The organism is Mycobacterium sp. AZCC_0083, assembly GCF_014202335.1.
Taxonomy (GTDB): domain Bacteria; phylum Actinomycetota; class Actinomycetes; order Mycobacteriales; family Mycobacteriaceae; genus Mycobacterium.
Genome location: NZ_JACHGP010000008.1, coordinates 161,931 through 187,978 on the forward strand (window position 1 = coordinate 161,931; position 26,048 = coordinate 187,978).

Here is a 26,048-nt window from a genome sequence, read left to right on the forward strand (position 1 = left end):
GATGAGCGCCAAAGTCCAACGCCGCGACAGACCATGGGCCGACGCGTACGTGAGCGTGCTCTGCGGGCCGATCGCAATGCCGACGACCGATGCCCTGCGCGACGCGGTAGCTGCCATTTCCCGGGTTCATCCCCACAGCCGTCTTACCTGGCGGCTCGACAGCGCGTCGTGGCAGTGGCACGACGACCGCCCGCTCGAATCGGTTGTCGTTGAACGCGACTGGCCAGGAGACGACGTCGGTTCGACACTGAACGCGATCGCCGGCGACGCCGCACTGGCGTCGCCGCTGTGCCTGATCCGGTACCCCAACCACATCGGCCTGCGGATGTCGCACTGTGTCGGGGACGGCCGGCTGTTCCTGACGACGATCTCGACGGTGCTGCAGAGCGCGCTGACGGGGGAGCTCGTGCCGTGGCCAGTGCAGCGGGCCAGATCGTCCCCACTGCTTGGCGCGGCGGCCAAGACGTTCGGTGGTGCGCCGCGGCTGCTGCGCGACGCCGTCCGCGACAGGGTTTCCCTGACGACGGACGCACCGGTCGGCCCTGGCGAACAGAGACCATGGACTCCGGCGCGCCGCACCGTCTACGGGTCGCTCGCCAGGTCGCGTGCCGATGAGTTGTTCGACTGGGGAGCGCAATTCGCACCGAAGGCAAGCCGCTTCGCCTTGCTGATCGCGTTGATGCTGCGCGCAATGCGCCGCGTCGGTCTGGAAACCTCCGACGACCGACGGGTCATGGTCGACCTCCGGCGCTACCTCGGCTGGCGCTACATCGATGGCAACTTCCTCGCAGGCGTCCCGATGCGTATCGACGCCGAGATGGCGCCGGAGGAACTGTCGGCGAGTATGCGGACCACCATGAGTTCGGCAAGGCCGCTGGCCAATCAGATACTCACGTCGGCACGTAGTCGATTCGCGACACCGATCCCGACAACCAGTTTCGACCCGAACGGACTCCCCAGGTTGACGTTCACCAACATGGGCCGGACACCCGAGATCGATGGTTTGCCCTTCCTCACCGATCTTCCGCCGGTGTATGGCGGCAGCGTGCCACCGGACGGACCACTGGGCCTCACGGTGCTCTTCGGCGACAACCGACGGATGATCTCGATCAACGTGGCGTTCAACGACAACGCGATTGACGCCGACCTCATCCAGCGTGCAGTGGACGCAGCGATATCGGACCCCGTCGGCCTGGTGTCGGAGTCACCGCAGCCGTCCCGATCTGGTGGACCGACATGAACCGTGACACCACGTCGAGGTCGGCCGCGAGCGGCCGCCAGGTGATCATCGCGTTCGCGTCGCTGCTGGTGCTGCTCGTCAACCTCGTCACGTCGTGCAGCACCAAGACGGCCGAGTTCGACTATCTTAGAATCCAGGTCGACGGTGAGTCGGTACTCGCGGTCAGCAAGCGAGATGTCTTGGTGCACGGCATCGTGGTGTTCTTTCACGGTGTCGATCAGGACGAGTTCACCGTCACCAACGACCCGCTCTTCGGCGGCCTCACGTCGGACCTGATCGAGGCCGGGTACGCCATCGTCTCCAGCCGGGCAGGCGGGAATGACTTTACGAACCCGGCGAGGGTGAACAACTACCGCCAGCTCGCCTCGGTCGCGATGCAGCACTACAAGATCCAGAACGTCTTCCTGCTTGCCGATTCGATGGGCGCGATTCCCGCCGTCAGCCTGATGGCCTCCGACTACACGCCGATCCGCGGTCTCGCCGCGATCAACCCGGCGCTGGACGTCGCAAGCGCAACCCCGCAATGGCCCACGTTCCGGGAGGAGTACCCGCCGAATCCCGTTGAGCAGTCGCTCAATCCGCTCGCGTTGCCGGTCGAGGACCTTGCACGCGCGAACATGAGGTTCTACGTCACCAGGGGGGATGCGGTGGTGAACTCGACCGCCAATGCGCAGGCGTTCAAGGGGAAGTTCGGACAGGTCTCCGACATCTCAATCGTCGACTGCTCCGGCGGGCACTCAGACCCGTCATGTGTCCAGCCCGCCGATGTGATCAAGTGGTTCACGGCCATGGATGCGAGGGCCAGGTCATGAGTGCGGTCGCTCCCGACGCCGTGACCGTCGTCGTGCCGACGCACAACCGCGCCGATGTGCTGCCACACGTTCTGAAGGCAATCCTGGACCAGGAACAGGTATCGGTCACCGTCGTCGTGGTCGACGATGCCTCGACCGACGGAACCGCCGACCTGCTGAGCAGCTACCCCGACGTGACGGTGGTGCACCACGACGTCCCCACCGAACAGCGGAAGGCGAGGAACGACGGTGCCCGTGCGGTGCAGACGCCGTGGCTTGCGTTCTGCGACGACGACGATCTCTGGGCGCCAACGAAACTGCGGCGTCAACTGGATGCGCTTACCTCGGCCGGGGCGGACTGGTGTGCGTGCAGTTCGATCTTCGTCGACGAACGTCTCGAACCGGTCGGTGGCCACCGGGTGCCCACCGCACAGGAGGTCGAACGACTGCTGCCGCGCCAGAACATGGTCCCTGGCGGTGGATCCGGGGTGCTCATGCGTACCTCGCTGTTCGACAAGGTCGGCGGATTCCGGGAGGACGCCAAGTTCGTCGAGGACTGGGACCTGTGGCTGAAGGCTTCGCGTGCAGGCACTTTGGTGTGCGTGGACGAACTGCTGGTCGCGCAGCGCCAGTGGTCGAAGTCCTACAGCCACAAGAATCTCGAGGACCAGTACCGTGCATTCGTCGACATGACCCAGCGGTACGGGGACGGTACAGTAAGGTATCGATCCCGCCCACTTCATCTGGGCGCGTTCGAGATTCAGCAACGATTGTGCAATGGACAGCGCTTGTCCCTCGTCAAGGAGCTGCCCCGAATTCTGCGCCGATCCCCGGAGGACTGGCGTTGGGCGGTGGCAATGCTGGCACTACCCGAGCACAGACTGCGCGAGCTGCGGTTGCGCATGGTGGGTGAACACGACGTCGAGTGCGCCCGCGAATGGCTTGCGGCTGTGCGGTCACGACAGTGCGGAGTACAACTATGACCACAGGTCCCCTCATCTCCTACCTTGGTTGGCACGGTCGCGGAAACTTGGGCGATGACGCGATGTACGACGCCGTGCGCGCCCAACTTCCTGGTGCGACGTTCCTGGACCACCCCCACTTGCCTCGGGAGAGACTGCGCGCCGTCGTCACGGGGTCCGATCGCCGGGCACGTCGCAGTCACCTGGTGATCGGTGGCGGGACATGCGTCGGCCGCAGCAACTGGCGGGCCATCGTGACGCGGGCCACGAAGACGACTGGAACGCGGCAGCGGTACGCGATTGGGATCGGGGTGGAAGACCCCGTGTTCGGTGGGTACCGCAGCCATTCCGGCGACGGTGAGATCGACCGATGGGTGCCGATACTGAAGGACTTCGACACCGTCTCGGTCCGCGGACCCCGCAGCGCGGAACTGCTCGCCGACGCCGGTTTCGAGGTCGCGATCTCGGGTGACCCGGCTCTGGTGCTACCCCTGCCCGATGTCGAACCGGAGGATGGCCTCATCGGCGTAAACCTCGGGTTCGGCGACGACCTGTGGGGACACGATCCCGACGCCCTCGTCGAGCGGACGTCTGCGGTCCTGCGTGAGCTGTCGAAGTCCGGTCACCGGGTGGTCGGAATACTGCTGAACCCCGATGACGAACGGTGGACGAGGGCGGCACTCGACGGCATCAGTACCGAAGTGGTGCTGCCCGCCGACGCGGTGGGTGTGGCCGACGTACTGGCGAAGTGCTCGGTCGCGATCGTCACCCGACTCCACGCCGCCATCCTGGCGTCGTTGTCGGGTACCCCCGTCGTCGCGTTGGAGTATCAGCCGAAGTGTCGCGACTTCGCGCGCTCCATCGACGACGAGGCGTCCTTGATTCGCACCGATCAACTCACTGCGGCAACGCTTCTCGACCAGGTGAATGCTGCACTGGCCGAATCGGCCACGATCCGGGCCCGCAAGCGCGCGGCGGTCTCTGTGCTGCGCCAACGGTTGCTGGCCGAATACGCCGACGCTCGGTCGCGTCTGGAGGTCGCGGTATGACGCCGACTGTCGGTGGTGAGCACTCGGTGCGGGCCGACGGGTCCGCCGAGCAGCGCACGGCTGCCCTGGGTTTCGGCTGCGCCAGCCTCTACGGACTTCCCGCAAGACGGGATCGCATGGCCGTGCTCGAGACCGCCTACGACGCGGGAATTCGACGGTTCGACGTCGCGCCGATCTACGGCCTCGGGGTCGCCGAATCGGAGTTGGCGTCCTTCCTGAATGGGCGTGACGACATCTGTGTCACAACGAAGTTCGGAATCCGGCCGACCCGTCTGTGCCGGGTTGCTGGTCGGATTCAACCGCCGGCGCGTCAAGTGTTGCGGCGGTCGTCCGGGCTGAAGGCGAAGGTCAAGACCTCCGGTGCCAAGCGGGGTTCCGGAACCGTCGGACGGCTCCTCTACGGGGCGCACGACTACTCGGTCGGCAACGCCAGGCGTTGCCTCACTGCCAGCTTACGGACCCTGCGGACGGAACGCATCGACTACTTCTTCCTGCACGAGCCCGTTGGGCAACTGGGTCCGGGTATCAGCGAACTGGCCGACTATCTGGATACCGAGCAGTCGCGGGGTGTCATCGGGCACTGGGGACCGGCCGGTGACCTGTCCCAGATGGACGGGAATCTCACCGAACTGTCGCGGCGCGCGTCGGCCATGCAGTTCCCCTACGACCTCACCGGTGGCTTCGCGGGACCGGATCCCGAGCAGCAGCAGCGGCCGACGATCACCTTCGGTTTCATCGCCGCGACGTTGCCCATCGTCCGCGCGGTGCTGGAGAAGGATCCGGCGTTGCGGCGGCGGTGCAGCGACCTGCTCGACGCTGACATCACCGACCAGCGCGTCGTCTTCGCGCTGTTGGTGCGTGATGCGGTGCGGCGTAACCCGTTCGGTGTGGTTCTGCTGTCATCGACGAAGACCGAGAACGTCCGCGCAGCCTGTGCCGCGGCGAACGTCGCGCTCCGTCACGAGGACGAGGTCGCCGGCACCATCCGCCAGGCCTGCCGTGCAACGGAGGCCGCGCGATGATCATCTCGGGCAACGATCTCGCCAACGACACTAGGTTGCGGTCACGGCTAGTGGTCGTTGGGGCCGGTCCCGCGGGCATCGTCACCGCGCTGGAGGCCTGCAGGCGCGGTGTCGACGTCATCCTCGTCGAGACCGGTAACCGCAAGCCGCGCAGGGCATACCAGAACCTCTCGGTGGCACGGAGGAAGCGGCCAGAGATGCACGCTCCCGTCGAGCTCGCGGTCAGCCGTCAACTCGGTGGCACCTCGGCGATCTGGGGCGGCCGTTGCGTGCCGTACGACCGCATCGACTTCATCGAGCGCGACATCGCTCCCGAGTCCGTGTGGCCGATTGGCTACGACGAGGTGCAGCGACACTTCGAGCGCGCGTGCGAGTGGATGCTCTGCGGTCGGCCGGTGTTCGATGCGCACGTGCTCGATCACCTTCCCGAAGAAATGATTCCGGGCCTGCCGGACGGCGACATCTCGACGTCGGCCCTGGAAAGGTGGTCGCTCCCCACTGATTTCGGCAAGGTGTACTACGACGAACTGCGTGACAGTCCGGGCATTCGGGTGATCACGGACTCGACCTGCGTGCGGATCGACCTCGACGACGACCAGACCCGCGCATCCGGGATCGAGTGCCAAACGCTTTCGGGGGTGTCGTTCAGTGTCGGTGGCGACGAGATCGTGATCGCCAATGGCGGTCTGGAGAGCACGAGATTGCTGATGTGCTCTCCAGGGCCGGGCGATCGGAGTATCGGCGACCACTCGGGGCACCTGGGCCGGTGGTACATGGCGCACCTCGAAGGGGTGGTCGCCGACTTGGTGCTCACCACGCCGCCAGAGGAGACGATCTACTGGTATGAACGCGACGTCGACGGCTCCTACGTCAGACGTCGTTTCACGTTCGCCGAGGGATACCAGCTCGAGCACGGCCTGCCGAACATCTCGGGCTGGATCGCCAATCCCGAACTGGCCGACGCTCGCCACGCCAATGCCCAACTCTCGCTGACCTACCTGTTGCTCATCTCCCCGCTGGGATTCCTGTTCGCGCCACTGGTGCAGCGACTCTCATTGACGGGTAACAGGATCCCAGGAACTCCATATGGCATGGCGACCAGGTCACCGGTGCGAGCCCACCTTGCCAACATCGCGCGACATCCGATCTCGACCATCCGGTTCATCGTCGACTTCGGTGTCAAGCGTCTCTTCGCGCGTGGGCGCAAACCGCCGGGGTTCTTCGTGCCCAACCCGGAGAACCGTTATCCCTTCCAGTACCACGCCGAACACCTGCCGCACTTCGAGAGTCGGGTTACGTTGGCGGAGGAGACCGACGACCTCGGGATGCCCAAGCTCGACATCGACATCGTGTTCACCGACGCGGACATTCGTGGAGTTCTCGAAGCGCACCGACAGTGGGACCAATACCTGCGTGATACCGGCATCGGGAGGCTCGACTACCTCTCCGACGATCTGGAAGCGGCTGTATTGGACCGCACCGGAGGCGGTTTCCACCAGGTGGGCACCACCAGGATGTCGAAAGCGCCGGAGGACGGCGTCGTCGATCAGAACCTTGCCGTCCACGGTGTCGGAAATCTACACGTGGTCAGCAGTTCCGTCTTCGTCACCTCGGGACAGGCCAACTCGACGTTCATGGTGGTGGTCTTCGCGGTTCGACTGATCGACCAGCTCTATGGCCCGCGGTAACACGGACGAATCGAGGCGCGACTGTGCACCATATCGAACGCGGTGAACTCCGCGGCCCCGCATGTGTCCTGGACGTCGACCTGGCGACCTGTGACGGGGCATCCGTCGACGTCGAGCAGTATGCCTCGGCTTGGTGTCTGATCCGCCGCGACGGTGTGGCCGTCGCGACGCGATTCCTCGACGTCGATGACGACACGTCACTGTCGCTGGCGGATGTGGTCGACGGCGCCGCGGTGCCCGACATCCCGCCGATGCCCGACTGCCCGGACGCCGGGCAATTGTCGGTGACGGTGGTCATCTGTACCCGCGACCGCCGCGACGGCCTGCTGACCACGCTGGCAAGCCTTGCCGCCCAGTCGGATTCGAAGTTCGAAGTCCTCGTGGTCGACAACTCGCGGGATGGTGGCGTGGCGGCCGATCTGACCAGCTTCACCGGGCTGACGCTTCGCAGTTGCCACGAACCCGCTCCGGGACTGTCGAGGGCGCGGAACCGGGGGCTCGCGGAGGTGGAGTCCGATGTGATCGCGTGGATCGACGACGACGAGGTGGCCGACCGCGACTGGATGACCTGGATGAAGCGAGGTTTCGCGGCGTCGTCGCGACCGGACGCGGTCGCCGGAGTCATGCTGCCCGCCGAACTCGAGACGGACGCGCAGGTGAACTTCGAGCGGTACGGAGGGTTCAACAAGGGCAGGGGGATGCTGCCCGAGACACTGCGGGCCGGAACGGCATCCGTGCCGGACCCGTTGTATCCGCTGCCCAACTTCGGCGCCGGAGGCAACATGGCCTTCCGCACGGGCGCGCTACGGGCAATCGGAGGTTTCGATACCCGTCTCGGCGCCGGAACGTTGACGCATGGCGGTGAGGAGACGCTGGCGTTGTCATTGCTGCTGCGGAAGGGCGCGGCAGTGTTGCACTGGCCGCCTGCGGTCACCTGGCACTATCACCGGCGCACCGACGAAGCGCTGGAGAAGCAGTTCTTCGGCTACTCAGCGGGTCTGACCGCGTTCTACATGAGCACTCTCCATGCGTCGCCACGCAGCATCTGGCGAATCGTCGGCATCGTGCCGAGCGGGATGCGCAGAATGCTCGCCAACCGTAAGACGGGCGGCCAGGGCGGCCCGCCGGCGGGATTTCCCGACCACCTGTTGCGGGCAGGCCGACGAGGACTGCTCGAGGGCGCTTGGCTGTACGTGCGCGAGGCCCGCAAGCAGCGGGCGGCGAGGAACGCCCCCGAGTGAGGTTCGGACTCGCCGACGCCTTCGCCAACCCTCGGGCGGCCATCTCGTCGGCGTTCGCGACCTTGTACTTCAGGATGCGCAAGGTCGACAGCAGAGGCTTGGTGCTGTGCACGGGCCGGCCGCCCATTCTGTTCACCCGCGGCCACGTCAGTGTCGGGCCCGACGTCGTGTTTCGCGGAGTGATGCTCCGATCCGAGTTCGGTGCGGCGGAGGGCGGCGTGATCCGCGTCGGCGCCCGCACGTTCATCAACGAAGGGGCCTCAGTGGTCGCGCATCACCACGTCGAGATCGGGAATGATTGCCGGATCGGTGAATTGGTCGGGATCTTCGATACCGACCACCACGAGGTCGATAGCGTCAGCGGTGTCCGACGAGCGCCGGTGCACATCGGCGACAACGTGTGGATCGGTCGATCGGCGATCATCCTGCCCGGTGTCTCGATCGGCGACAACGCGGTGGTGGCCGCGGGCGCGGTCGTGACCAAGGACGTCCCGGATGCCACCCTGGTCGCAGGCAACCCCGCACGCGTGGTCCGGACACTGGTCGTCGACGACGGTTGGCGGCGTACGTGACCGTCCCGCAATGGCAGGATGGATCCGTGATGAGCCTGCGGCTGGCAGCGGTGACCGCCACGGTGGCGATGCTGGCGCCGACCGCACCGGCCGCTGCCGAACCGACGTCCAACCCGTGCGCGGCCACCGCCGCCGACGCCCTCGGCTGGGGCCCGCCGAATCGGGCCGAAGACTTCGACGAGTACCCGGCCGGTCCCAACTGGGAGGTCTACGCCGGTGCCGGACACGGGGGTAATGGCATTCGCACACCGAATGCCCTGACCGTTGGGGACGGAGTGCTCACGATCACCGGAGACGAGCAAGGCAACTCCGGCGGATTGGCATTGCTTCCCGGTCAGCTCTACGGCCGGTGGGAGGTCTGCATGAAATCCACACCGGCGTCGCCGAACTATCACTCGGTCGCACTACTCTGGCCGGACTCCAACGTCTGGCCCAACGACGGCGAAATCGACTTCATGGAGATCCTCGACCCGGCCAGGACCCAGGTGACCGCCTCGGTGCTGCATGCCCGGCCGGCCAGCATCGAGGCGATGGTCGACCCGAACGACCACGCGGACATCGCCATCGACGCCACCCAGTGGCACAGCTGGGCGGTGGACTGGACGCCCGACCGCATCACCGGCTACGTCGATGGCGCGCCCTGGTTCGAGTCCGCCCGCCACGTTCCGGCAGGTCCCATGCACATGTGCATTCAACTCGACAACTTCGGCGGCGACCTCACCGGCGGGGGGCAGATTGCGGTCGACTGGGTGCGCCAATATCCGTTCGTACCAATGGAACCGGGTGCCCCACCCGGGTGACGAGACCGTGCACTCATCCGCTCGGCGCCAGCGGTACGGCGACGCTGGATATCAGGCCCCTGTGATCGGACCCGGGCAGTGCGGTCGTTTCGGCCGACGTCGCCGTGCACTGATGGGTCAGCACGTGATCGATGGCGATGATGGGCGGATTCACCTGGCTATTGGCGGGATAGGTCCTGTTGAAGCCGGCGCCTGCCTGTTGGGAGGCGTCCTGGAAACCGCCACGAAGCAGGTTTCGGAACTCCCGCATGTCCGGCGTGCTGTTGAAGTCGCCTGCGACGATCGCGCAGCCCGCGCCTGCTGATGCGGCCAGATCGCTCATCGTGGCCTGCATGTGCTCTATGTCCCCGCGCCAGTCGTCGATGGGTTGCGGCCACGGTCCCGCCATGTGCGCCACCAGTATCGCCGGATCGACCTGCACGCCTTCGACTTTGATGCGTGCACTCACCATCGCCAGCGCGTAGGCGGCTATCCGTTTCGACGAGGTGATGGGAAACCTGCTCCACACACCGACACCGCTCGCGCCGGGCCGCGCGTCGAGGGCGTGGTAGGGGAAGGACGTGTCCAAACCCGCGGCCGACAGTCTCTCCACCGACTCTGGTGTGAGTTCCTGTACGGCCAGGACGTCGGCGCTCGCGTTCGCCGTCGCAGCCAGTGAATGCGCGTCGCCACGACCAAAATAGATGTTCGCCGTCATGACCCGCAGCGGCACGGTTTTGATTCCGGCGTCACTGTGCTCAGATGTGAAGAGCGGCAACTCAACTGCGACTCCAACGATCAACACTGCGGTGGCTGCGATCGCCAACACCCAGCGCCTGCCCGAGAGGAACAAGACGACGGACGGCACGGCTGCGGTCATCAAGTAGGGCGAAAGCGCCGCTGCGAACATGATGACGTGGTTCACGAGCGGCACGAAGCGTGCGAGCACTCCGACGACCGCTACCGCGAGCGCGGCCACCGCGACAATGGTCAACAGTGCGCGCACCCAGCTCCGCGTCACCGGCTTGGCCGCTGGATGGGCATCGAGAGTGTCAATGCTCACCGACTGTAGTTGATCGCCCGACCTCAGCAACCCGGCAGCGGACTCGTTCGGCGGTTAGCCTGGGTTGATGTCGCGATCAAGAGGGAAGGGCGCCTTGTGAGTTCGCGGCCGCTGAGGATACTGGTCCTCGACCAGGCCAAGGGCGTGTGGGGAGCCCAGCGCTACCTCCTGCGGCTCGCTCCGTTGTTGCAGGAGCTAGGAGCGGACCTGACCCTGGCTGGACCGCGCTCACTGGAGTTGCACGACGCGTGGCGGCAGGCCGGCTTCGATGCCGTTCACCTCGACATTCCGACGGAACGCGACATTCGCGACCAGGGCCACCGGCCGACCCTGTCCGGCATCGTGCGGGAGGGCCGCGGTGGGGTGAAGGTGGCCCGAATGATCGCTCGTACGGTCCGCGCGGGCGGCTACGACGCGATCTGGGCTAACGCGCACTGGGTCCACTCAGATGCCAGTCTCGCCGGGCGGATGTGCCGCACGCCGGTGGTGCTGCACCTTCACGAGGAAGCGATACCTGGCCTCGGCCGGTGGCTGCGTACCGGGGCGGTGCGCATGGCTACCCAGTCGGTGGCGGTCAGTGAAGCGGTAGCGGCGGGGCTTCCTGCACTCGTGCGAAACCGTGTGCGGGTGATACCGAACGGCGTCGACGCCACCGCGATGTCGCCGGAGCCGGCGGGTGGTAGTGACCGACGTCACGCACTTCGGGCGAGCCTCGGGGTTGGCGACGACGACATCATGGTTCTGGCCGCGACCCGGCTCGATCCGTCGAAACGGATCGAGGACCTCTTGACCGCGGTCCGGCGCCTCGGCGACCCAAGAGTGCGGCTGGTGGTGGCCGGAACGACGAGTGCCTATCCCGGGTACGAGCGAAGGGTGCGTGCCGAGGCCGAGGCACTGCCCGCCGGGCAGGCCCACTTCTGTGGTCGCCGAGACGACATGGCCGCGCTCTTCCAGGCCAGTGATGTCGTCGTGCACGCAGGCATGGTGGAGGGGATGCCGCTGGGGCTGCTGGAGGCACAGTCGTGCGGGAAACCGGTAGTCGCCTATCGCGTCGCAGGCGTTCCCGAGGCGGTGTTGCATGCGACCACCGGACTTCTGGCCACGCCGGGCGACGCCGACGACCTGGGGGATGCGCTCGGCAGATTGGTCGAGGACCCGGCGTTGCGTTCCCAGATGGGCACATCGGCTCGCGCGCACGTACTTTCACACCACCTGCTCGAGGCGCAAGCGGCTCGAAACATGGAGGTGCTGACCGACATGTGTGCAGTGTCGAGGGCGATTTCGGTATGACCCGGAGAATCCTCGTCGCATTGGCGACCGTTCTACTGACCTGTGGCCTGGTGTCCTGCTCTAAGGACGGCGCCAAGGACGGTGACAAGGACTATGGGTTTCAGGTGGTCGAGACAGAGGTGAATGGTGCTGGAACGCTCGGGCTTTCGGATTACGGCCAAGACATCAAGGGATTGCTGGTCTACTTCCACGGCGCGGATCAGACCGCGCGGGTGATCCGTGATGACGAGAAGCACAGGAACCTCTTCGATCCTGCGCTGCGTGCCGGTTATGCCGTCGTCGCCGCCGACGCAGGGGGCAACGCCTTCGGCAACCCTGCGTCACAACAGGACTATCGAGGGCTCATCGCGGGTGCACGCGAGAAGTACGGCGCAGTGCCGATGTTCTTCGTCGCCGAGTCGATGGGCGGCTTGGCGGCGCTGACGTTGCTCAAGGAGGACGCCGACAGGCAGGTCAAGGGCGTGGTTGGGGTGTCGCCGCTCATGGGCATTCCACCCGCGGCCCGCAAAGTCGACTACATCACCGGGCCGTGGGGAGGGACGGTCGAGGCATCCGACGACCCGATGACATGGCCGCCCAGCGCGTTCGCCGATCGCGCGTTCCGGCTGTACCTGCCCAAGAACGACACCGTCATTCCCGCGGGTGCCACGGGGAAAGACTTTGCCGCGCACTTTGGTTCGGTCGCGACGATCGACATCGTCGAATGTGAGGGAGGTCACGTGGCCTCGGCCTGCTATCAAGGCGATGACGTCGCGAAATGGCTCGGCGCACGGCGCTGACGAAGCGCGCGTCGGCGTAAACCCCGATACCATCGACGCATCTGGATTTGAGCCATGATGGGTGAGCATCGGCCGTAGGGGGCACGGCGCATGACGCAGACGACACCAGCAGCGGTTCGGCTGCCGCCCGCGCCCCGCTGGCCGCAGATTGCCCAGGACTTCGCCTACCTGACCCGTGGCCAGCAACTGATGCAGTCGTTCTACGACCGGTACGGCAGCGCGTTCTCCATGCGGTTGCCGTTCTTCGGCCCCGCCGTCGTCATCAGTGATCCGGCACTGGCCAAGGAACTGTTCAAACATCCGACCGACGCCGTGCGCGGTGCCGAACCCAATCTCGGACTGGTCCTCGGGGCAGGCTCGTCGTTCGGGCTGCAGGGCGAGAAACATCTGCGGCACCGGCGGCTGCTGCTCCCGCCGTTTCACGGTGACCGGATGCGCGCCTACGAGGCGCTCATCGAAGCCGAGACTCGTCAGGAGATAGCGGACTGGCCTGAGGGGCAAGAGTTTCCGGTGCGGGAATCGATGATGCGGATCACCATGAATACGATCCTGCGGGGTGTCTTCGGCGCCGAGGGTGCCGAGTTCGACGCGTTGCGGTCGTTGATGCCGAAGATGATCAGGCTCGGTTCCAAGCTGGTCATGGTGCCGGCCCTGCACCGTGACTTCGGCCGGTGGAGCCCATGGCGGCGACTCGGGGCGATGCGCGAGGAACTCGACGCCATCTTCGGTGTGCTGATCGCCCGTGCCGAATCCGATCCCGTACTGGATCAGCGCACCGACATCCTGTCTCTCCTGTTGCAGGCCCGCTACGACGACGGAACTGCGATGTCGCACAGCGACATTGGGGACGAGCTGTTCACCCTGCTGGTCGCCGGTCACGAGACCACCGCGACGTCGCTGACCTGGGCGGTGGAACGGTTACGGCGTCACCCAGAGGTGCTGGCACGTGTGGTGGCCGAAGTCGACGCGGAGGAGTCCGCGCTACTTCAGGCGACGGTGCACGAGGTGCTGCGTACCCGGCCGATCATCGATGCGGTCTCCCGCGAGGTGACTGCGGAGTCGATTCGATTGGGCCCCTGGGTCATTCCGCGTGGACACATCGTCTCGGTCAACATCGGGCTGGTGCACCAAAACGAGGAGGTGTTCGCGGACGCGACCGCCTTCAACCCGGACCGGTTCCTCGGGAGCAACCCGGGGATGTACTCGTGGATTCCGTTCGGCGGGGGAACGCGGCGGTGTCCAGGGGCGGCGTTCGCGAACATGGAGATGATGGTCGTGCTGCGGACCGTCTTGGGAGAGTTCGCGCTGGCACCGACCGACGCACCCGATGAGCGACGGGAGAGCCGAGGGGTGGTGTTCGCCCCACGCGACGACGGCCGCGTCGTACTGTTTCGGCGCAGGCCCGCCTAGAAGCGCCGAGGTCAACGCCGTTGCCGTGCTTGACGATCGCAACGTGTGCGATCTCTGGTTTCGGTCGGCGATGAGCATCTCGCGACGTACAGTTGAGTGGTGTCCAGGGAGATCTGTCGGTGCGGTCATGAGCGGGTCGCGCACGAGCACTATCGCTCCGGCTCCGATTGCGCGTTGTGTCCTGCTGGAGAATGCCCACGGTATACGGGTCCCCGGCCGCCCTGGTGGCGGTCCGTCATTCCCGAGCGCCTACGTGGGAAGCATTCGGCAAGCGAGGCACCCGGTTCGGAACGGCCCGACGACGAACGTCGGGACGACGCGACAGGCGGCTCGGTGGGGATCGCACTCGGTACCGGCCACTGGGTGTTTCCCCTGGCGGCGCCCAGCCTATGATCAAGCAGTCCAAGTCTCAGCGGGCTATCAGCTGGAATTGACGGCCATCTCAGGGCGGACGACGATCGTGGAGGTCATGCCAGATACCTGCCGCTGCGGACATGACCGTGCTGCTCATGAGCACTACCGAGCCGGATCGGACTGTGGCTTCTGCGAATCTGGGGACTGCCGCGGCTACCGGTCGGACGGCGTGCTGAAGCGGTTCATCGGGAAACTGGCCGCACGCGGCGGCGGATCCGATCGCATCACTCCGGTCACGCGCTCCCACTGAGCGGTGCCGTTGGCCTAGACCACTTTCCAGTCAATCAACCCTGCCGGCAGAACTCGAGTATTGGCGGCACGAGGTCGGCGATCTGTGAACCAATCGTCGAATAATATTCCGCGCCTCCGCCAATCTGGTCGGGAACATCCGACGCCTCGTGGACGACCAGTTGCGGGCGTAGCGCTGCTCGCAAGCTCAAGCCGAGCACCGTACGCGGTGGCGAGTAGCCCCGCCGTAGGCGACCGAGAGATGTTTCCAGGGCATACAAGGCTCCCGCGTATTCACAGCGGTGTTGCTCACGATGCCGTGGGGTCGAGCGGCACTGCGACGGTGGCCAGCAGCGCGCGGTGATCGGAGCCGCTGACGTAGACCGTGCGAATCGCCGTGGCGGTGGCCTGGCGCGTCAGCACGTGATCGATCGTGATGAACGGCGGATGCCAGGTGCGGGAAGGAAAGGTCGGCGCGAAGCCCGCACCGGTCTGTTCGACGGCATCGCCGTAACCGTTGGTTAGAAGATCGCGAAACTGGCGCATGTCGGGTGTGCTGTTGAAGTCGCCGGCGACGATCACCGCCGCCGGACCAGCAGCCTCGGCGAAGCCGTCCAACCGCGTCTTGGTGGCGGTGATGCCGGTTCGCCACGAGCCGAATGAATCCGCGTCGGACGCTACGGGGGAGATGACGTGCACGCTGGCCACCAGCGGGTCGAAGCGCACGCCGGGGACGCGCAACCGCGCCGCGGCGAAGGTAGCGCGGTCGCTCGCCGTCGGAGACATCGCCACCGGAAATCGGCTGTACAGGCCGATTCCCCCGGCGTCGGCTGCTGGGGTGAGTACGGAGTAGGGAAACGCCTCTGCGATACCGGCTTGCGAGAAGCGTTCGACCTCCTCGGGCGTCAACTCCGACACGGTGATCACATCCGCGTCTGCCTTGGCCAGTTCGACGAAGGACGATGCGTCCGCCCGTCCCTTGCGGAGGTTCGATGACAGGACCCTGATGTCGACGTGTTGGCCGACGTCTGCCGGACGCCCGAAGCAGTACCAGGGCACCTGGACCGCCACGGTGACGGCGAGGACCGCCACGGCGACGATCGACAGCAGAATCCGGCGGCATGCCACGGACATAACCACGGCCGACAGGGCCACCAGTGGGACGTAGGGCGATCCGACGGCGACGACCAGGGCGATGACGTTCGAGAGCGGCACGGCCCGCGCGACCATCGTGGCAACGGAGAAAAGCACAGCGACGTACGCCAGCGTCATCAGGCGTACTCGAAGTCGCGGGCGACGAGAGGGCATGTCATTCCTCTGCGCCTGCATTTGGCGGCAGGCTACCAGTCGATGAGCGACGACGGGGTGCCTGACGGAACCGACAGTCGGCCCTGGTCAGTCCATGATCGATCTTGACGACCGGCGGGCGTCGAGCCGACCGGCGTCAGGCGCCAGCAAAATCCTAAGGCGCCGCCGTTGTCGGCGGAGCCTTGAGGAGTGAGGCCGGGCTTGAATTCGGGCGCTAGGCCGAGCGATCGCGAGCCGGGGTGATCGGACCACCGATGCACATGTGATTCATCTCCCCGAACGGAAAGTCGCACACCGGGCAGGCGCCGTCACAGTCGTCCAATGGCTCGGACCTGTGGTGGATGTGGAGCCAGTGGGTCAGAGGTCTCCCCAGCGGATTGAGTAGCTCGCCAAGCATGATGCCCCCGGAGGTGGATCAGTTGCCGGAATGGATTCCGGTACTCAAACGGTAGCCCCGGACAACGCATAAGGAAATGGGGGATTACCCTTGGCTTCTACGTGGATGACGTCGTCGGACCAGAGCGGTAATTGACGCTGCCACATAGTAATTGACGTTGCGGTAACAATTCGTTGATGGTTTGGCCACGTGCCCACTGGCGGCGCCACGGCCGAAAGGCAGACCGACTACGAGCTGCTCCCGTACTAACGCCGGTCAATGACACTAGTTAGCTAGAATTGCAAACGCGTGTCACGCCCGTTGGGCGACCTCTGCGTGAGCGATCAAGCGCCCGGCGAGGTTTCCGAGAAATCGTGTGAGATAGCGCCGCCACAGGATTCCGGTGCCTGGGATCCGTTCGGTGAACTCACCGGACCACGTCACGGTCAGCATCCCCTCGGTTCCGGCAGTGAGTACGACCCGGGCTCGGTAGTCCTTGACGGGCCAGTTGGCGAGAATCCGGTACCCGTGCAGCACCGGTCGTTCGTCATCGGTGATCTGCTCCGCCGTTTTGAAGCGGTGAGTTCCGACCAGGCGGACGCGACCCACTACCGAATCATCGGTGGGGGACACCTCGCGCCAACCCGAGAACGAGATGGGCGAGCCGGCCCAGTCCTTCCACGTCTTGGCATCGCGCAGGAGATCGAAGGCGGTCTCAGCATTTGCGTGACCGCTGCGTTCGACCGACAGGGAATATGAACGAGCCATCGAGTCCTCCTATGATTGGTACGCGATAATAGAACAGCGCTCTATTATATTTCAAGAAGGGAGGCGGAGTGGCCGACGACTTCCAACGCGCCCGCACACCCGAACAACGAGGGGAGCGCGTCACCGAAATCCACAGGGCGGTAGTGGAGTTACTCGGCGATACGCCTGTTGATCAGATCAGCTTGCGGATGGTGGCCACCAGAGTCGGCCTCGCGGCGAGCAATGTGCTTCGCCATGCGGGATCGCGCGAGGAGTTGTTCCTCGACGTGATGGATGAGCAATACGTCGCCTGGATTGCGGATCTCTCCGCAGATCTGAACCACCTCGGCACGCCAGCCCCGGTCGACGCAGTCGCCACGCTGATCGCCACGTCCCTGCTGGGCCGGACCACGCTGCACCGACTCATCGAGGCATCCCCCGAACTTCTACGCCACACCGCTTCGCGTTCCGGCGCGCGAAACCGCATCCAAGGCGAACGCAACTGTGCCGCACTCACGACGCTCGTCGAAGCTGCGCTCGGTACCAGCTTCAACGAATCCGATCGGCTCTACTTCGTCGCCGGACTGCACGCCGTCGTGAGTGCAGCAGGCGCGTGGTCACGCCAAACGTTGTTCCCCGTCGAAGCGGAGCGGATCATTCAAGATCTGCTGGCAATTCTGTTGGCAGGCTTGGTCTCTCGGGTGTGAGCACTCCGCCAGCCTGCGTGCAGGAACTCACGCGCCGGCGCGGACCCGTTGTGTGTCAACGCGATCCGGTACCACTGCGCTGCCTCGGGCAGACGCCCGGAGCGCCGAAGGAGATCGGCCCGGATCGTGGCGACCGTGCCCGACCGCGCCAGCCGTGGATCGTCGGCAACGTCGTCCAGCGCCGATAGCCCGGCCTCGAAGCCGTCGCGAAACCGACGGCGAGTGCGCGGTTGGCCCGTGCGACCGGTGAGTCGGCCTTCCCGACCGGACGGATTCGATACCCGAGGAGCTCCGCGAAGCGCTCCTCAAGATCCGCGCCGACACTGCGTACCAACGTGCTCCAAGCCGAGGCTACTGACTCTCAGCGTGTGGAATCGTGACAGTCCCGAACGTTGGGCTATCAGCAGCCAATTGGCTCATCCATTCGCCGAGTTCGGTGCGTGAATGAATGTCCAGTTTGCGGTAGATGCGGGTCAGGCTCGCTTCGACAGTCTTGTGGCTGATTGCGAGCGCCGCAGCCACCTCGCGGTTGGTCATGTCAGAGGCAGCGAGTTCGGCGACGCAATGTTCCGATGGGGTCAGTCGCACGTATTGGGTTGGGTCGCTCTTGGTGGCGGCCAGTTCGTCGCGGGCGCGCTTGGCCCACAACGGCGTTCCCATGTCCTCGAACTCGCGCAACGCCTCGCCCAAGGTAACTGTTGCGACCTTCTTGAGGCTCTGCCGGCGTTGGAGGTGCCCGAGCAGAAGCTGCGTGCGCGCGAACTCGAACGGCATTGGGAGCCGGTCGTGTTCGGCCATTGCTTGCTGCGCCATGCGGATGGCACCATCGACGTCACCTTGGGCGGCCAACCACATGCTGCGGCAGCGCGCGCCGGTCGCCAGCATCCACGGTCGGTCGAGTCGGCGGCCGTTGTGTTCCAGTGCATCGATCAGTGGTACGGCTTCGGAAGTGTGGCCTAATGCGATCATTGCCTCGACGGCATCGGGGATGAATGCGGCGATGACAATCTCGGTGCCAGGCAGAGCACTGAACCGCGCGATCAGCGGCCGCAGGGTCGTCAGTGCTCCGGCGTAATTGCCCAGCGAGACGTCGATAAATCCGAGCGTCGCGACTGGTAGGTCTGCGAGTCGCGTTGAGCCGCAGCGGATCGCGCCCTCGATCGCGGCATGAGCATCGGCGCGGGCGGCGCGTTCACGCCCGGTGTACGCGGCGACGACCGCCCGGGCAGCGTGGGCAATGACCGCCATATGATTGCCACCGAGTTGCTGGGCACGCTCCATCGCATCCTCGGCCGTCAGTGCGGCCGCGGCGTAGTCGGCCCGCCAAGTGTCGATCAACGTGCTGTGGAGATCGACGAACATGATGTGGCTGTCGGCGCCGCGCTCGATGCAGCGATTCTTCACGGCAAGCATCTGAGTGCTGGCCTCGTCCAGGCGTCCAGTCCAGGCCAGTGCCAGTGCATTGACGGCGCTGGCGCTGAACGGAAGTGAAACGTCGATGCCGGGGTCTTCCAGTTCCAGCGCGTCCTGCAGGCTGCGATCGTCGATACCCTGCCCGCATACGAGGCCGACATTCACCAACATCGCGCGTGCTTGACTGGTCAAGGCAGGTAGGCCGAGTTCCTCAGCCAACGTCGCTGCTCGTAGCGCGTTGTGCAATGACTCGTCATACTCCCCGGTGTTGAGTTGGGCATGCGACAGTAGGAGAAGGCTCTGCACCAGCATCGTGGGGTCGGTCGCGGCGTCGACTTTCACGCCTCGTAAGAGGTCGGCAGCGTGCGTAAAGCTGTTGTCGTACATACGCATTTCAGCAAGCAGGTTGACGGCCGTCGCTCTGAGCGGGCCTGGCGGCAGCTGGCTGACCATGGGTTCGAGTGCTGAGCGGGCAGGTCCGGTGTTGCCAGCCTGGAAATGGTGCGCGGCGGCGCGGATCCGGCGTTCGGGGGTGTCACCGCCGACACGGATCGCCAAGTCGACGAGTTCAGCGGCGGCAGCCGGCGCTCCGCGAGTCCGCGCCGCGTCCGCGGCGGAATCCAGGGCCTGCAGCGTCGCGGGGTCCGAGCTGACCGTCGCGAGTGCGAGATGTCTGGCCTTCAGTTCGGGTAGGGACTCGACGTCGGCTAGCGCCCGATGCATCCTGCGCCGCCGAATTGGACCGGCGTCGGCGTATACGCCTTGTGCCAGCAGCTGGTGGCTGAACCGCACCCGGTTGCCGTGGATACCGATGATGCCCTTGTCTTCGACCGGTTCGAGCAGCTCGACAGTGCGCGCTGTGGTGGTTCCGGTGGCCTGCGCGAGCAGGTCGACGGTGGGATCGCACACACATGCCGCGGCTAGCAACACATCCCGGACGTCGCCTTCGAGCTGGCCTATCCGATCACGCATCAGTTCGGCTAGCGGGGCAGGTAACACTGGTTCGGCGGTCGGTGACTGGATGTTGGCCGCGCGCGCCAGCTCCAGCGCGTAGGACGGGTTGCCGTGAGAGATCTCGGCGATCCGGACCGTCGTCGGGCGAGGAAGTGAGTGACCCAAGCGGTCGGAAATCAAGGTGTGCAGTGCACCAATGCGTATCGGCCCCAAGCGGATTCGCTCGATCCCCTCCTGTCTGGCCAGCCGCAGCCAGGAAGCCGTTGTTTCGGTGTTGTCGAGCCCAGAGCTCTCGGTGAACAGCACGCCAATCCGTCGGTCGAGGCGACGCGCGACGAACGCGATGACACTCTGGCTGGACGCGTCCATCCATTGCACATCATCGATGGCGACCAGCACCGGTGACTTGGCCGCCAGGCGCTCGACGATCGAAAGGATTGTCGTGCCGACGACCCGATGGTCGCCCGGGGGATTTCCGCCGTGGCTCCCCAGCAGCACACGATCCATTGCCATTCGCTGGACCTCGGGCAATTCGTTCAGTGCTGTGCAGTCGACATCGCTGATTAGGTCGGCAACAACGGCATAAGGGAGCTCCCACTCGACCTGACTTGGCCGAGCCGAGTAGACCCGAAACCCGCGCTCCCGCGCCTGCTGCGTTGCCGCCGACCACAGCGTGGTCTTGCCGATGCCGGCCTCGCCGTCGATCACCAGCCCCGACGGGCGCTCAGCCATCGACGTCAAGAAGTCGGCAACTGCTCGCAACTCGGCCGAACGGCCGACGAGTCGTCCCCCAGACATCACGCGTTCCCCGATCTAACAAGTCCCCCCCGGACATCAGATCAATTGTCGCATCCGTCAACGCGGTTGGTGGCGGAATCCAATTCGGAACCTGCAGCAACGTCGAAATTGCGGGGCCGGATGGCGGCGGCGGCACTTCAGCGCCCGTCCGGCATAGGGGTATCGGAGCGGAAATGCTAGGGAAACACCCGCTTCCAGGCCTACCGGTACGCGGCTAGATTCATACCGCGTGCCTACCGACTCCGCAAGCTTGAGACGCCGAGAACGGTTGCGGCGGAACGGCGCCGGATTGGCGGGCATATGCCGCTAGGGGAGGGGTTCCTGATGGGGAGTTTGGTCGTGCGCATCCTGGGTGCCGTTGGCGCCGCGATACTTTCGGTGACCGTGTTCGGATCCGGCGTCGCTTCTGGGGACCCGTATACGGGCAAAACCTACGACGAAGCCGCAGCTACGATCTCCAAGTACAACGGCAACGCCGTCATCGGTGCGGTGAATGGCGATCAGCTTGCGACAGGTGACTGCATCGTCACCAGTTCGCACAAGTCGAAATTCCTCAATTCCAGCGGTAAAAACGATCGGGCAAAAGATATCGTCCTCAACCTGAACTGTAACAACAAGGTCGCCGAGCCGGGCCATCCAGGCAACTCGGCGATGAGTCCGCAAGGTTTGAAGGCGAAAAAGGACATACAAGCCGCGGCCACCATCAACAAGAATCCCGCGCTATGCCAGAAGAGTGAGGACTTCGCGACATGGTGCGAGGTTGTCTGCAAGCGCTCTGGCCTTTGTGAAGTCTGATTAGCCAGCGCACACCTCGGCCCTACCGAACAAGAACCGCAAATCAGGCAGGGGGAGTCAGTGCCAGCCTTGCCACGCTCCAAATTCGATGGCATCCAGTCGCTGCGATTCGTCGCCGCGCTACTCGTCGTTGTCACCCATTCGACGTTCTATGCCGGGGAGCGGCTCGATTCCAGCATCCGGACCTGGGACTTCGGCGCGGTCGGTGTCGACATCTTCTTTGTAATCAGCGGGTTCGTGATGATGATCTCGACCGGGGGGCTCACCGGGGCGAAGGACGGCTGGAAGTACTTCGGCATGCGCCGGCTCGTCCGTATCGTGCCGATGTACTGGATCGCCACCACGGTCAAGTTGCTGACGCTGATCGCGCTTCCGTCTGCGGTTCTGCATGCTCAGCTTGACCCGGGAAAAACGATTCTCTCGTACCTGTTCCTGCCGTCGCGCAACTTCGAGGGACGCGTCGAACCACTTCTAGGTGTGGGTTGGACGCTGACTTTCGAGATGTTCTTCTATTTCGTCTTCACCATCGCACTGCTCATGCGAGCGAAGCCCATTTGGTTCTGCGCGATCGTCTTGTCTCTCTGCGCTCTTGGCAACATCGTGCGCCCCGACGAGTGGGCGCCAGCGCTGGTGTACCTGAACCCAATCGTGCTCTACTTCCTGGTCGGCATGATCGTGGGGCAGTGGGTGAAGGACGGATCCATTCGCCGCCTTCTGATTTGGATGTCGTACGTTGTCGCTCTCTGGCTCGTCGTCCCGCTCGCCGACGGCGAGTTCTCGGGAAACGATCTCTCCTTGCTGATTCGCCACATCTCCGTGGCCGTGCTCATCATCGTCGTGGTAGCGGGCGAACCTTGGATCAGCGGGCGTGTGCCAAGACCGGTCACCTACATGGGCGACGCGTCGTACAGCCTGTACCTTTACCATCCGCTGGTCGCACCCATCGTGCCGGTTGCCATGGGAATGATCGGGTTCCGGATGGGCGGGCTATCGGTTGTCCTGTCGATTCTCGCTGCTGTGATCGGGGCGGCGCTCATCTTCCGCTTCGTCGAGCGGCCCATCACCCGCTACCTCCAAGCAAGGCTTCCCTACGTGCGCCGGCACGGGGTCGCGACCATCGAACCAGTCCCCACTCCGGATCCCGTCAAGCGGTAGCATCGTCGCCGGCGCGACCAGTGCAACTGCGATCCCACTACCGGGCGTAGCGCGCAAGGAAGGTGGGGCTCCAGGGCCAACCCGACACCTCCACTCCTGCCGGTAGCAGAACACGGAATTCACGCAGTGATAACAACCTGGTGAACTCGCGCTGGTGTTTTCGGCGCCATGACGGCAGCCAATGAAGGAACAGGGCGTGGGTGTGTGACTCCACCGGAAACCACTTGTTTGGCGTTGTAATCACCCAACAGCGAGCAACGCGGGTCATTTCATCAACCATCTGGCGTTGCTCGTGCTCTCCACCAACGTGTTCGATGATCGCGTTCGCCAGAGCGAAATCGACGTAGTCGTCTTCGAACGGCATGTCGCGGGCGTCGGCGATCATGAACGGGTGCTCGGTGATCTGTGACGGCACGATGTTGATGCCCATTTTGATCTCGTAGCGGTCGGCAATCCGCCGTTCCACAATGCCCTCGTGGGACATCAAGCGTTCGTCGTCGTGCTCGTGCCCGGTCGCGCCCACGAGCAGTACGTCTTTCACGTTCTCCGTACCGAGGAAGGCGAGGATCGCGTCAGCCTTCCGGCGGCGGTTCAGCTTGCTATATGTCAGCGCCGCTTCACGCACGACTCTCTTGAAACGGGTCGCCACCGACAAGACACCACCCCCCTTTCAGCTTCTATCCGGATGAAGTTGTCCAGCAATCCTTTCAGACGGACGTCACATCGATACGCGAATTGGGGTTCCCCGAGAAGTGAACGCCGGCCGCGAGGAGCAGGTTGGCGCTAACCATAGGGAAACACCCGTTTCGTTGACCGTCCGCTCGCGATAGTGTCGATCGGCAACGGGGGCCCGTTCGGAGAGTCGTCCGGGTGCCGAGTTGACGGGGGAGGCGAATCATGAAGGGAAACTGCCTGCTTCGGGTTCGAAGTACACCGGGTTTGCGGCACTGATGCGATCGAGTTGAATTGGCTCCCAATTGCTTCTGCAGACACACAGAACGCTTAGGGCGGTGGTGAGCCGCCGCATGGTCACGGGCACGCAATTTGCAGAAACAGTACGGTCCGTCGGCCGCCCACTGCACAGCCGCGCTCGGAGGCAGGTGCCAGCCCGCCGTCTCGACATCCAAGGGCTTCGGATGGTCGCCGTGGTGTTGGTCATGTTTGACCACGTTTTCGGCTGGCCGCGTGGCGGATTCATTGGCGTCGACGTCTTCTTCGTCATCTCCGGATTCCTCATCACCGGCATTCTGCTCCGAGATGCGGAGAAGATTGGGCACGTCTCGTTCGTCGGGTTTTATCGCCGCCGCGTGCGTCGCATCGTTCCCGCTGCCACATTGACTCTGGCCGCCATCGCGGTCGCCGCGGAGCTGATGTTCTCCCGCAGTCGCGCAGTCACAACGTGGTGGGACACAGTGGCGGCATTCTTCTTCTGCTCGAACTGGCGATTCGCGATCCAGGGCACCGACTACTTCAATGCGGGCGGCCCGATCTCGCCCGTGCGGCATTTCTGGTCGCTATCGGTGGAGGAGCAGTTCTACTTCGTGTGGCCCGCTGTGATGGCCGTTGTCGTGTTTCTGGTAACCCGCAAGGCGATGAGCCTCAATGCGCGTCACCGGATCGCTGGCGCCATCATGGCCGCGCTGGTAGCGGGTTCGTTCACGTGGGCCGTCCTCAACACCACCAGCAGCCCGAGCTGGTCGTACTTCTCCACGCTGACCCGCGGATGGGAACTCGGGTTCGGTGCGTTGCTGGCGATATTCGCCGCGAGCATGTCCAAGATCCCTGACGCGATCCGCCCCGCGCTTGCCTGGATCGGGCTCGCGATCATCGCGTTAGGCGCCTTCTGGATCACCGAAGACATCGGTTTCCCAGGCCCGTGGGCGATCGTGCCGGTCGTCGGTTCGGGGCTGGTGCTCGCCGCCGGCACCGGTGGCGCGGTTCGGTTTCTGTGGCCGATTACGAACATCGCCAGCGTCACGGTCGGCGATCTGTCGTATTCGCTGTACTTGTGGCACTGGCCGGTGATCATCTTCCTCGGCTCAATCATGGAACCGGCCGGCTGGCAGTACTACGTTGCGGCGATCGGGATTACGGCTGCGTTGTCAACGTTCGCTTACTACTTCGTTGAGCAGCCGATCCTTGCCTCGTCATGGTTGAAGCCGCGCGATCAGCAGGCATGGCGGCATCAGGCACGGCGGTCGCGCGACCGTTGGGGCAACATCCAACGAAGCTTGATGGCACGGTTCACTTTTGAGATGACACCAGGCCGGCAGATCGCCGGCGTCGTGGCTGCGGTGTTTCTACTCCTCGCGTCCGCTGGCCTGCTCGCCGTGCCGAAGCAGCCTCCTGCGTACATCTCGGCAGCCGCGGTCGACGCCGGCACGCCGCAATCCGATAGTGGCAAGCCGCTGCCGCCGGTTGGGGCTGATCTGCAGCAAAAGATCATGGACGCGGTGAAAGCCCAAGCGTGGCCGGATCTCAATCCCAGCATGGATGCCGTAGTCCAAGAAGATAAGGTGCGCGCCGACCTTGCAAAATGCGGCACTACAGTCGACGTGGATTGCTGGTTCGGCGAGGACGCGGCCCCTCACACCATGGTGCTCGTCGGTGACTCGATCGGAATGTCCTACCTCCCAGCAGTCATCGCCTTCGTCAACGCCTCGGACGGGCAGTGGAAGCTGCTCAATCAGGCGTTGCTCGGCTGTGAGTTCGTCAACGCCGACGTCAAGAGCTATTCCGACGAAGCTCGCGCGCAGTGCTCGTTGCGAAAACAGCGCGCTATCGACAGCATCAATCAGCTGCACCCCGACGTGGTGCTCATCTCGAACCGCTATAACGAGCTGGTGGACGCCAACACGCAGAAGCCGATTACGGATCAGGAATATCAGTCGTCGGTGCGCGACATCATCAACCGTTTCGCCGGATCGGCTGGGAAGGTGGCGCTTTTGACAGCGCCGCCCGACGACAAGTCGCCGTCGGACTGCTATCGCGCCGACGGTTCGCCTGCCGACTGCGTAGGGAGGCTCACGCAGCAATATCTCGACCGAATCAAGTGGGACACGTCGATTGCCCATTTGATCAACGGCGAGTTGATAGACACCACTCGGCTGTTTTGCACCCCGTCGAACTACTGCCCGATCTTCGCCGGAACCACACCGATGAAGGTCGACGCCCGGCACATCAGCAGCGAGTACGGCGATCTAATGTCGCCAGCGTTCACGGAGTTACTTCGTGGGACAGCTACGTTCAACGCTGCTGGGTGAGTAG

The 26,048-nt window shown here is 64.6% G+C and carries 21 protein-coding genes and 1 pseudogene; 16 read left to right on the top strand and 6 right to left on the bottom strand.

All coding sequences use genetic code 11. The annotated features are described in order from the left end of the window. Position 1: 1 nt before the first annotated feature. From HNP02_RS20785 to HNP02_RS20825, 9 genes are read left to right on the top strand one after another with little or no spacing between them, the layout of a single operon-like run. Complete coding sequence (locus HNP02_RS20785) at positions 2–1,240, top strand: hypothetical protein (protein ID WP_184442038.1); 1,239 nt, start codon at positions 2–4, stop codon at positions 1,238–1,240. Further along, a complete protein-coding gene (locus HNP02_RS20790; protein WP_184442040.1) occupies positions 1,237–2,052 on the top strand; it encodes an alpha/beta hydrolase in 816 nt (271 codons plus the stop codon). Before HNP02_RS20785 ends, HNP02_RS20790 begins: the two co-directional genes overlap by 4 nt. Further along, positions 2,049–3,014, top strand: coding sequence for a glycosyltransferase family 2 protein (locus HNP02_RS20795; RefSeq protein WP_184442041.1), 966 nt, complete (start codon positions 2,049–2,051; stop codon positions 3,012–3,014). Before HNP02_RS20790 ends, HNP02_RS20795 begins: the two co-directional genes overlap by 4 nt. Further along, the gene (locus HNP02_RS20800) at positions 3,011–4,042 is read left to right on the top strand and encodes a polysaccharide pyruvyl transferase family protein (protein ID WP_184442042.1); all 1,032 of its coding nucleotides are present in this window, start codon (positions 3,011–3,013) and stop codon (positions 4,040–4,042) included. The genes HNP02_RS20795 and HNP02_RS20800 overlap by 4 nt, the downstream gene beginning before the upstream one ends. Next, positions 4,039–5,064: an aldo/keto reductase gene (locus HNP02_RS20805; protein WP_184442043.1), complete on the top strand. Its 1,026-nt coding sequence runs from the start codon at positions 4,039–4,041 to the stop codon at positions 5,062–5,064. Before HNP02_RS20800 ends, HNP02_RS20805 begins: the two co-directional genes overlap by 4 nt. Beyond that, positions 5,061–6,752 carry a GMC oxidoreductase gene (locus HNP02_RS20810; protein WP_184442044.1) on the top strand — a complete coding sequence of 564 codons (1,692 nt, stop codon included), beginning with the start codon at positions 5,061–5,063 and terminating at the stop codon, positions 6,750–6,752. Before HNP02_RS20805 ends, HNP02_RS20810 begins: the two co-directional genes overlap by 4 nt. Positions 6,753–6,775: 23 nt before the next feature. Next, positions 6,776–7,993, top strand: coding sequence for a glycosyltransferase family 2 protein (locus tag HNP02_RS20815; RefSeq protein ID WP_184442045.1), 1,218 nt, complete (start codon positions 6,776–6,778; stop codon positions 7,991–7,993). Then, on the top strand, positions 7,990–8,565 hold the full coding sequence (locus HNP02_RS43565) for an acyltransferase (RefSeq protein ID WP_309241644.1): 576 nt from the start codon (positions 7,990–7,992) through the stop codon (positions 8,563–8,565). The genes HNP02_RS20815 and HNP02_RS43565 overlap by 4 nt, the downstream gene beginning before the upstream one ends. A 29-nt stretch (positions 8,566–8,594) precedes the next feature. Beyond that, positions 8,595–9,365 (top strand): glycoside hydrolase family 16 protein, encoded by a 771-nt coding sequence (locus HNP02_RS20825; RefSeq protein ID WP_184442046.1) that lies wholly within the window; start codon positions 8,595–8,597, stop codon positions 9,363–9,365. A 13-nt stretch (positions 9,366–9,378) separates the two neighbouring features. Here the strand turns inward: HNP02_RS20825 and HNP02_RS20830 are convergent, their stop codons facing one another. Continuing rightward, positions 9,379–10,407, bottom strand: a complete 1,029-nt coding sequence (locus HNP02_RS20830) for an endonuclease/exonuclease/phosphatase family protein (protein WP_184442048.1) — start codon at positions 10,405–10,407, stop codon at positions 9,379–9,381. A gap of 96 nt (positions 10,408–10,503) precedes the next feature. Here HNP02_RS20830 and HNP02_RS20835 point away from each other — a divergent pair, with 96 nt between their 5' ends. The 3 genes from HNP02_RS20835 (at position 10,504) to HNP02_RS20845 (ending at position 13,886) form a co-directional block, all read left to right on the top strand. Beyond that, the gene (locus HNP02_RS20835) at positions 10,504–11,697 is read left to right on the top strand and encodes a glycosyltransferase family 4 protein (protein ID WP_184442050.1); all 1,194 of its coding nucleotides are present in this window, start codon (positions 10,504–10,506) and stop codon (positions 11,695–11,697) included. Next, the gene (locus HNP02_RS20840; RefSeq protein ID WP_184442052.1) at positions 11,694–12,476 is read left to right on the top strand and encodes an alpha/beta hydrolase; all 783 of its coding nucleotides are present in this window, start codon (positions 11,694–11,696) and stop codon (positions 12,474–12,476) included. The genes HNP02_RS20835 and HNP02_RS20840 overlap by 4 nt, the downstream gene beginning before the upstream one ends. Before the next feature lie 90 nt (positions 12,477–12,566). Beyond that, complete coding sequence (locus HNP02_RS20845; RefSeq protein ID WP_184442054.1) at positions 12,567–13,886, top strand: cytochrome P450; 1,320 nt, start codon at positions 12,567–12,569, stop codon at positions 13,884–13,886. Positions 13,887–14,837: 951 nt separating this feature from the next. Here HNP02_RS20845 and HNP02_RS20850 read toward each other — a convergent pair. Both HNP02_RS20850 and HNP02_RS20855 read right to left on the bottom strand, forming a co-directional pair. Then, entirely contained in the window at positions 14,838–15,800 is a 963-nt protein-coding gene (locus tag HNP02_RS20850) for an endonuclease/exonuclease/phosphatase family protein (protein ID WP_184442055.1), read from the bottom strand. 724 nt (positions 15,801–16,524) lie between these two features. After that, positions 16,525–16,980 carry an SRPBCC family protein gene (locus tag HNP02_RS20855; protein ID WP_184442057.1) on the bottom strand — a complete coding sequence of 152 codons (456 nt, stop codon included), beginning with the start codon at positions 16,978–16,980 and terminating at the stop codon, positions 16,525–16,527. Positions 16,981–17,048: 68 nt separating this feature from the next. On the opposite strand from HNP02_RS20855, the gene HNP02_RS20860 reads away from it, so the two are divergent. Beyond that, complete coding sequence (locus HNP02_RS20860) at positions 17,049–17,666, top strand: TetR/AcrR family transcriptional regulator (RefSeq protein ID WP_184442059.1); 618 nt, start codon at positions 17,049–17,051, stop codon at positions 17,664–17,666. On the opposite strand, the pseudogene HNP02_RS42895 reads toward HNP02_RS20860, so the two are convergent. Beyond that, positions 17,577–17,919 (bottom strand): annotated as a pseudogene (locus tag HNP02_RS42895) (hypothetical protein); the annotation flags it as partial. The gene HNP02_RS20860 and the pseudogene HNP02_RS42895 sit on opposite strands and share 90 nt — an antisense overlap. A gap of 98 nt (positions 17,920–18,017) precedes the next feature. Further along, on the bottom strand, positions 18,018–20,831 hold the full coding sequence (locus HNP02_RS20865; protein WP_184442061.1) for an AAA family ATPase: 2,814 nt from the start codon (positions 20,829–20,831) through the stop codon (positions 18,018–18,020). A gap of 339 nt (positions 20,832–21,170) precedes the next feature. Here HNP02_RS20865 and HNP02_RS20870 point away from each other — a divergent pair, with 339 nt between their 5' ends. Further along, a complete protein-coding gene (locus tag HNP02_RS20870) occupies positions 21,171–21,626 on the top strand; it encodes a hypothetical protein (protein WP_309241645.1) in 456 nt (151 codons plus the stop codon). Positions 21,627–21,695: 69 nt separating this feature from the next. Then, complete coding sequence (locus HNP02_RS20875) at positions 21,696–22,781, top strand: acyltransferase (RefSeq protein WP_184442063.1); 1,086 nt, start codon at positions 21,696–21,698, stop codon at positions 22,779–22,781. A 37-nt stretch (positions 22,782–22,818) separates the two neighbouring features. Here the strand turns inward: HNP02_RS20875 and HNP02_RS43780 are convergent, their stop codons facing one another. Next, positions 22,819–23,430, bottom strand: a complete 612-nt coding sequence (locus HNP02_RS43780; RefSeq protein ID WP_184442065.1) for a methyltransferase domain-containing protein — start codon at positions 23,428–23,430, stop codon at positions 22,819–22,821. 508 nt (positions 23,431–23,938) lie between these two features. On the opposite strand from HNP02_RS43780, the gene HNP02_RS20885 reads away from it, so the two are divergent. After that, a complete protein-coding gene (locus HNP02_RS20885) occupies positions 23,939–26,044 on the top strand; it encodes an acyltransferase family protein (protein WP_255506752.1) in 2,106 nt (701 codons plus the stop codon). Positions 26,045–26,048: the final 4 nt, after the last annotated feature.